The 7,504-nt window shown below is 70.3% G+C and carries 7 protein-coding genes; all 7 read right to left on the minus strand.

Annotated features, from left to right (window positions below; genetic code table 11):
* Positions 1–184: 184 nt before the first annotated feature.
* Complete coding sequence (locus VLG41_RS21635) at positions 185–1,885, minus strand: MBL fold metallo-hydrolase (protein WP_325351448.1); 1,701 nt, start codon at positions 1,883–1,885, stop codon at positions 185–187.
* 75 nt (positions 1,886–1,960) lie between these two features.
* A complete protein-coding gene (locus tag VLG41_RS21640; RefSeq protein WP_325351449.1) occupies positions 1,961–2,701 on the minus strand; it encodes an aspartate/glutamate racemase family protein in 741 nt (246 codons plus the stop codon).
* 15 nt (positions 2,702–2,716) lie between these two features.
* Positions 2,717–3,475 carry a GntR family transcriptional regulator gene (locus tag VLG41_RS21645; RefSeq protein ID WP_325351450.1) on the minus strand — a complete coding sequence of 253 codons (759 nt, stop codon included), beginning with the start codon at positions 3,473–3,475 and terminating at the stop codon, positions 2,717–2,719.
* Positions 3,472–4,365, minus strand: coding sequence for an ABC transporter permease (locus VLG41_RS21650; RefSeq protein ID WP_325351451.1), 894 nt, complete (start codon positions 4,363–4,365; stop codon positions 3,472–3,474). The genes VLG41_RS21645 and VLG41_RS21650 overlap by 4 nt, the downstream gene beginning before the upstream one ends.
* The gene (locus VLG41_RS21655) at positions 4,365–5,285 is read right to left on the minus strand and encodes an ABC transporter permease (RefSeq protein WP_325351452.1); all 921 of its coding nucleotides are present in this window, start codon (positions 5,283–5,285) and stop codon (positions 4,365–4,367) included. Before VLG41_RS21655 ends, VLG41_RS21650 begins: the two co-directional genes overlap by 1 nt.
* Positions 5,286–5,301: 16 nt before the next feature.
* Entirely contained in the window at positions 5,302–6,567 is a 1,266-nt protein-coding gene (locus VLG41_RS21660) for an ABC transporter substrate-binding protein (protein ID WP_325351453.1), read from the minus strand.
* Positions 6,568–6,610: 43 nt separating this feature from the next.
* On the minus strand, positions 6,611–7,504 hold an 894-nt coding region (locus VLG41_RS21665), incomplete at its 5' end, for an ABC transporter ATP-binding protein (protein ID WP_325351454.1).

Here is a 7,504-nt window from a genome sequence, read left to right on the forward strand (position 1 = left end):
CACCAGCGGCGCCTATGGTGTGGGCATCAACGTCAACCTGAGCCCGGTGTCGTACCTGCAGGCCAACTGGATGAACTACTACGACAAGGACGACATCAAGCTGCAGGGCGTGGGCCTGATGTACGGGCGGCGCTTCTGAACCGGCCGCGCCGGCTGAAGGAAGGCCGCTTCACGCGGCCGGCCTTCAGGCGTTGAAGCCGCCGAGCGCGCGGATGCGCTCGACGTGCGCGAGCAGCGAGCGCCGCGCCACCGGCCACAGGCGCTCGGGCACGTCGTCGTAAGCCAGCGGCACCCAGTCGTCCAGGCCGCCGTCGGGCCGCGCCTGCATGGCGCGCGCGATCTTGGCTTCGCGCGCGAGGCGGTGCGCCTTGAGGTGGTCGATGGCGCGCCGCGCGCCGCCCTCCACGGGCGCAGAGGCGTTGTCGGCGGTGCGCCGCAGGTCGCCCAGCACGTGGCCGTGCGCGGGCAGGATGAAGTCGATGCCGTGTTCGTCGCACAGCGCGGCCAGGCGGTCCAGGGAAGCCAGGTAGGCGCTCATGTCGCCATCGGGCGGGTCGATGACGGTGGTGCTGCCGTTGAGGATGTGATCGCCGGAGAACAGCAGGCCGTCTTCCAGCAGCACCAGGCAGAGGTGGTTGGCTGCATGGCCGGGCGTGTGCACGGCCATCAGCGTGTGCGTGGTGCCGTCGGGCGCCTGCAGCACCAGGCGCTCGTTGTCGGCCAGGGTGCGATCGGGTGAGAAGCGGCTGTTCTCGCGCGCGGTGGCGGCGCTGGCCAGGCCCAGGATCGGCGGCGGCGTGGCGCCGGCCTGCGCGCACAGGACCTGCAGGCGCGCGGCGCCGGGGGAATGGTCGGGGTGCGAGTGCGTGCAGACGATGGCGCGCAGATCCGAACCGCAGGCGCGCCACAGGCGCTCGATGTGCGCGCTGTCGTCCGGGCCCGGGTCGATGGCGATGTAGCCGGTGGCCGGGTCGCCCACGATGTAGCTGTTGGTGCCGGGGCCGGTCATGACGCCGCTGTTGGGCGCGGTCAGGCGCATCACCTGCTTGAGCAGCGGCACGGGCTGTTCGTGTTGCCAGTCCAGCGGGTGCACGATCTGCCCGTCGGGGCAGACCAGCGCCAACTCGCCGAAGGGCGGCTCGTGTTCCATGTGGCGCGATTCGCGGCCGCGGATGAGGCCGGCGCGCGGGCAGCTCGTCCACAGCGGCTCGTCGTGCGCGGCGCAGGCGTCCAGCACCGATTGCACGGTGGCGTGGGCCTGCAGGCGTTCCAGCGTGCGGATGGTGGGAAAGATGATGAAGAACTGGCCGGCCGCGTGGCGCGCCAGCGCGTCGGCCGGGCGCACCCATTGCGGCTCGAACTGCTCGCTCTCGTCGGCCACGGGTTCCTGGCCCTCGGGCATGCGGGCGATGAGGAAGGGCACGTCGAAGCGGCGCGAGAGGTCGCGGTCGGTGATCCAGTGCGCCAGCACGAAGACCTCGTCGGCCGCCAGCCGCAGGCCGCGGGCCGCGCACTGCGGCGCGAAGGGCGCCTGGCGGTCGAGCGCGGCGATGTCCTCGGCCGTGGCCCAGGCGCCATCGGCGCGGCGCGCGAGCAGCACGCCCAGCTCCTCGAAGCTCTCGCGGATCGCGGCGATCGCCTGCGTCAGGCGCAGGTCGGTCTGCGTGGGCCGGCGCGCGGCGGTGCCGAAGGCCTGGGCGTCGGCGGCGTCGATGCCGCCGCCCGGAAACACGTAGGCGCCAGGGGCGAAGCTGGCCGTCATGGAGCGGCGCGTCATCAGGACCTCGACGCCTTCGGGGCCGTCGCGCAGCAGCAGGACGGTGGCGGCGGGGCGCAGCGGCGCGATGGGGCGGGGCGGGTGCAGGAGCTGGGTGGGGCGGACCATGCGCGCGATTGTGCGCCGGGGCCGTGCCGGGCGCTGTCGCGCGCAGGCGTGGCCCCAGCGGGGCGCGCGCGCCGATCAGGCCCCGGGCCCGAGCGCGCGCATCTCCGCCGACAGCCCCTGCCAGGCGACGTCGAAGCCCGGCGTGGCGCGCAGCGGCGGCAGCGGCGGGCTGCGCAGCGCCCAGTGCGTGCCCGCGACCACGCTGTCGATCACCGGCACCGGCACCAGGGACTGCACCGCCGCCGCCATGCCCGCCAGCCCGGCACCGCCCAGGATGACGGCCTGCACGCCCAGCTGGCGCGCCGCGTCGGCGCAGGCCTGGGCCAGCAGGCGCTGCGCGCCTGCTGGGTCGGCCGCCAATTGCGCACCCGTGGGCACCACGGTGTGGATGCCCGCGAGCTGTTGCGCCTGGCCCAGCGACTGCGCCAGGCGCTGCAGCATGGGTCCCCAGCGTTCGCCGCCGGTGACGATGGCGTAGCGCCCGTGGCGCGCGGCCTCGATGAAGGACGCCTCGGCCAGGCCGGTGACGGGCGCGGGGCTGGACTCGCGCAGGGCCATGAGCCCCGGGTCGCCGAAGCAGCCGATGAGCACCGCGTCCGGCGCGCGTTCGGGCGTGGCCAGCGCCGCCGCCCAGGCGTCCAGCGCCGCGTGGCCCGCCACCGCGAAGCTGGCCTCGTCGGCGATGTAGGGCGCGCCGAAGCGCGCGGTGACGGTGCGCACCCGCACGTGCGAGCCGGCGGCGGCCTGCACGTGGCCTTGCAGCAGCGCGCTCACCGAGGCCGAGGTGTTGGGGTTGATGACCAGCAGCTCGCGCATGGACCTTGGGGGCCTTCAGTCGCCCGCGCCGAACAGGTCGAGCAGGTCCGGCCCGCCGTCGCGCGCGGGCGGGAAGATCAACTGCGCCTCCAGCCGGCGCAGGTGCTCGTCCATCAGCCGCACCGCCTCTTTCGCATCGCGCAGCTTGATGGCGGCCAGCAGGGCGCGGTGCTCCTGGCAGCCGCAGGCCGTGGCTTCCTCGCTGGCGCGGCCGTGCGTGGGGCTGAAGGCCATCAGGATCAGCGAGGTGCGCGAGACCATTTCGCGCAGCACGCCGCCCAGGGTGCCGTGGCCCGAGCGTTCGGCGATGTGCAGGTGGAAGTCGCCCGAGAGGCGGATCGCGCGGTGCATGTCGCCCGCGCCGCGCGCGGCCTCCTCGTCGCGAATGCAGCGCGTGAGCACCTGCATGTCCGCGGCCTCGGCGTTGGCGATGAAGCGCGCCACCAGTGGCGCCTCCACCAGGCGGCGCACCTCGAAGACCTCGCGCGCCTCCTGCTCGCTGGGCTGGGCCACGGTGGCGCCGCGGTTGGGCGTGAGCGTGACGATGCTTTCATTGGCCAGGCGCACCAGCACCGGCCGGATGCGCGTGCGCGAGACGCCGAAGGCCTCGGCCAGGCGGTCTTCCACCAGCTTGGTGCCGGGCAGCAGGCGGTGGTCCAGGACGGCCGAGATCATGCGGTCGTAGATGTCCTGGTCGCTCGGGCTGGCGCTGGCGGCGGTGCGGCGCGCGCGCGGTGACGCAGCGACCGCGCCGCGCGGGGGCATGCGTGTCATTGGCGCCCCTTGCCCTGGCGCCGCCCCAGCAGCACGGCCAGGCCCACCGTGAGGCCCATCACCAGAAAGGAGACCACGGTCGTCACCGTGCCCAGCGCGTAGATGGCCGGCGTGGTGACGGTGGAGGTGAGGCCTTGCAGTTCCAGCGGCAGCGTGTTCACGTCGCCGATGGCCTGCGAGGTGCGCGCGATCTCGTCCCAGCTCAGCGTGAAGCCGAACATGCCGATGCCGATCACCGACGGCCCGATCAGGGGCAGCACCACGTGGCGAAAGCTCTGCCAGCGCGTGGCGCCCAGGTCGCGCGCGGCCTCTTCATAGGCCGGGTTGAAGCGGTTGAATACCGCGAACATGATCAGCAGGCCGAAGGGCAGGGTCCAGGTGAGGTGCGCGCCCAGGGCCGAGGTGAACAGGCCCAGCGCGGTGCCGTAGCCCTCCAGCGTGGCGGTGGCGCCCAGGGTGTCCAGCGCCGACTTGATGCCGCCATCGAGCAGGCGGAACTGCAGGCCGATGCCCAGCGAGACGATGATGGACGGCATGATCAGGCTGGCCACGGTGACGTAGAACAGCGCGTCGCCGCCGCGCAGGCGCTTGCGAAAGGCCAGGCCGGCCAGCACCGACAGCACCACGGTGAGCAGCATCACCGCCGCGCCCAGGCCCAGCGAGCGCAGGAAGGCCGAGCCGATGTCCACCGTGCCCAGGCCATCGGCCAACTGGCGGAACCAGTGCAGCGAGAAACCCCGCAGCGGGAAGGTGAGGCCGCCCTCGGGCCCCTGGAAGCTCAGCACGAAGATCACGAACATCGGCCCGTACATGAACAGCACGAACAGCGCGAAGACGAAGGCCAGCGGCCAGAAGCCGGGGGCGCGGGCATCGGAGGTGCGGGCCTGCATCACAGCTCCTTGCGGATGTCCACGAGGCGCGTGAGGCCCCAGATGATCATCAGCACCACCGCCAGCAGGATCACCGCGTTGGCCGCCGCCAGCGGGAACTGCAGGTAGCTCGTCTGCACCTGGATGATCTTGCCCACCGAGGCGATCTGCTGGCCGCCCATGACGCCGATGGTGACGAAGTCGCCCATCACGATGGTGATGACGAAGATGGAGCCGATGATGATGCCGGTCTTGGACAGCGGCACGATCACGTTCCACAGCGTCTGCCAGGCGCTGGCGCCAGCGTCGCTGGCGGCCTCGATCAGGCTGCGGTCGATGCGCATCATGCTGTTGAAGATCGGCACGATCATGAACATGGTGTACAGGTGCACGAAGGCCAGCACCACGGAGAAATCGGAGAACAGCAGCCACTCCAGCGGCTCGTCCACCACGCCCAGGCCGGTGAGCGCCTGGTTCACCAGGCCGTTGCGGCCCAGCAGCGGCACCCACGAGATCATGCGGATGACGTTGGACGTCCAGAACGGCACGGTGCAGAGCACGAACAGGGCGGTCTGCACGCCGCTGGAGCGCACGTGAAAGGCCAGGAAATAGGCCACGGCGAAGCCCAGCACCAGGGTGATGAGCCAGACCAGGAAGCTGAACTTCAGCGTGGACAGGTAGGTCGAGAGCGTGACGCAGAAGTCGCCGTGCTCGGTGAGCGCCGAGCAACCCTCGAAGATGCTGGCGTAGTTGCGCAGCGTGAAGCCGGGCAGCAGCTCGTACTCGTTGAAGTCCCAAAAGCTGACCATCAGGATCAGCCCCAGGGGCAGCAGGAAGAACAGCACGAACACCAGCGTGTACGGCGCGGCCTGCCACCAGGCCGGCACCGGCCGCTCAGGCGTGTCGGCGACGCCGTGCGCCGCTGGTGTTGTCGTGCTCATGTCGATGGGGTGTGCGTCAGGCCGCGACGAACTCGTTCCATTTGCGGACCATGTACTCGTTCTCGTCCATCACCGCGTTCCAGCAGGCGATGCCGCCCATGCGCTCCTCGTACGAGCCACCATCGCGCTTCTCGCCGGCCTTGGCCAGCAACTGGCCGTTGGGACTCTTGATGTCCTTCTCGGCGGCCTTGCCTTCCATCCAGTAGGCCCACTCGTAGGCCTCCATCTTGGCCTTGGCGGTGTCGAGCACAGCGCTGTAGTAGCCCTGGCGGTTGAGGTAGGCGCCGGCCCAGCCGTCGAGGAACCAGTTGATGAACTCGTAGGCGCCATCCAGCTTGCGGCCGCTGAGCGTGGCCGGCAGGCCGAAGCCGGCGGCCCAGGCGCGGTAGCCTTCCTTGAGCGGCTGGAAGGTGCAGGCCAGGCCCTTGGTGCGCACGGCGGTCACGGCCGGGCTCCACATCGACTGGATCACCACCTCGCCCGAGGCCATGAGGTTCACCGACTCGTTGAAGTCCTTCCACAGCGCGCGGAACTGGCCGGCCTTCTTGGCCTCGATCAGGGTCTTGATCGTGAGGTCGATCTCGGCCTTGGTCATGTTGCCCTTGTCGGGGTACTTGTGCAGGCCCATGGCCTCCACCACCATGGCCGCGTCCATGATGCCGATGGAGGGGATGTTCAGGATGGCGGCCTTGCCCTTGAACTCGGGGTTGAGCAGTTCGGCCCAGGAGCCGATGGGGCGCTTGATCAGATCGGGCCGGATGCCCAGCGTGTCGGCGTTGTAGACCGTGGGGATCAGGCTCATGAACTGCGTCGGCGACTTGGCGAAGGCCTTGCTCTTCTCGCCCTCCAGGAAGATCACCTTCTTGGGCGCGGTGCCCTGGTCGCCCACGGCCTTGCCGCCCACCGTGCCGGTGGTGAAGAGCGAGGTGATCTTGTCGGCGTTCTTGATCTTCTTCGTGTCGATGCCCTTGAGGTTGCCCGTGGGCACGATCTTCTTGAGCGAGAAGTACTCGGTGTCGATCAGGTCGAAGCTGTTGGGCGCGGTCACCGCGCGCTTGGTCACGTCGTCGGTGGTGACGGCCACGTACTGGATCTCGATGCCGGTGTCGGCCTTGAACTTCTCGGCGATGGCCTTGTCCTGGTTCACGGCCGTGCCCAGGTAGCGCAGCACGATGGGCTCCTGCGCGTGCACGAAGGGCGCGGTGCCCGTGGCCAGGATGCCGGCCGTGCCCTTGAGCAGGGTGCGGCGCTGCAGGCCGCAGGAAGTGGTGTTCTCGGACATGGGTCGTCTCTCCAATCGGTGGCAGGGGTGGATGAAAGGGAAATCAGGCGGCAAGCGCGTGCGCGTGCGACGTGGCCCAGGACAGGCGCACGTGCTCGCCCAGGGCGTAGGGACGGTCGGCGAAGACCGATTCGGGCAGCATCACCGAGACGCCGGTGCGCGCGTCGGCGTTCTCGGCATCCAGGCCCAGCAGCACGTAGGTGCCCTGGTACTCGACATCGGTGACGGTGGCGGCGATGCCCTCGCCATCGGCCGCGATGCGCATGTGGTCGTTGCGCACGGCGATCTTGCCGGCCGGCGTCTGCAGCACGTTGTGCCCGCCCATGAAGCGTGCGATGAATTCGGTGGCCGGCTTGTTGTAGACCTCGTGCGGCGAACCGACCTGCTCGATCAGGCCGTGGTTCATGACGACCATGGTGTCGGCCAGCGCCATCGCCTCTTCCTGCGAGTGCGTCACGTGGATGAAGGTCAGGCCCAGCTCCTTCTGCCAGCGGCGCAGCTCGGCGCGCATCTGGATGCGCAGGAAGGGGTCGAGCGCGGACAGCGGCTCGTCCAGCAGCAGCACCTTGGGCTGGGTGATCAGCGCGCGCGCGAGTGCCACACGCTGCTGCTGGCCGCCCGAGAGTTCGCCGGGCTTGCGCTGCGCGAGGTGGCCCATGGCGACGCGTTCCAGCAGGTCCTGCGCCTTGGCCTGGCGCTCGGCCTTGGCCACGCCCTTCATCTTGAGGCTGAAGGCCACGTTGTCCAGCGCCGTGAGGTGCGGGAACAGCGCGAAGCTCTGGAACATCATGGCGGTGCCGCGGGCGGCGGCCGGCAGGTGGGTGATGTTGCGGTTGTCCAGCAGGACGTCGCCGCTGCTGACGGTCTCGTGGCCCGCGATCATGCGCAAGGTGGTGCTCTTGCCGCAGCCCGACGGTCCCAAGAGGCAGCAGTAGCT

The organism is Hydrogenophaga sp. (genome assembly GCF_035481345.1).
Taxonomy (GTDB): Bacteria; Pseudomonadota; Gammaproteobacteria; order Burkholderiales; family Burkholderiaceae_C; genus Hydrogenophaga.

Excerpts from the sequence above, each read along its gene's own strand:
- VLG41_RS21635 (WP_325351448.1), bottom strand. The coding sequence starts at position 1,885 with ATGGTCCGCCCCACCCAGCTCCTGCACCCGCCCCGCCCCATCGCGCCG.
- VLG41_RS21640 (WP_325351449.1), bottom strand. The coding sequence starts at position 2,701 with ATGCGCGAGCTGCTGGTCATCAACCCCAACACCTCGGCCTCGGTGAGC.
- VLG41_RS21645 (WP_325351450.1), bottom strand. The coding sequence starts at position 3,475 with ATGACACGCATGCCCCCGCGCGGCGCGGTCGCTGCGTCACCGCGCGCG.
- VLG41_RS21650 (WP_325351451.1), bottom strand. The coding sequence starts at position 4,365 with ATGCAGGCCCGCACCTCCGATGCCCGCGCCCCCGGCTTCTGGCCGCTG.
- VLG41_RS21655 (WP_325351452.1), bottom strand. The coding sequence starts at position 5,285 with ATGAGCACGACAACACCAGCGGCGCACGGCGTCGCCGACACGCCTGAG.
- VLG41_RS21660 (WP_325351453.1), bottom strand. The coding sequence starts at position 6,567 with ATGTCCGAGAACACCACTTCCTGCGGCCTGCAGCGCCGCACCCTGCTC.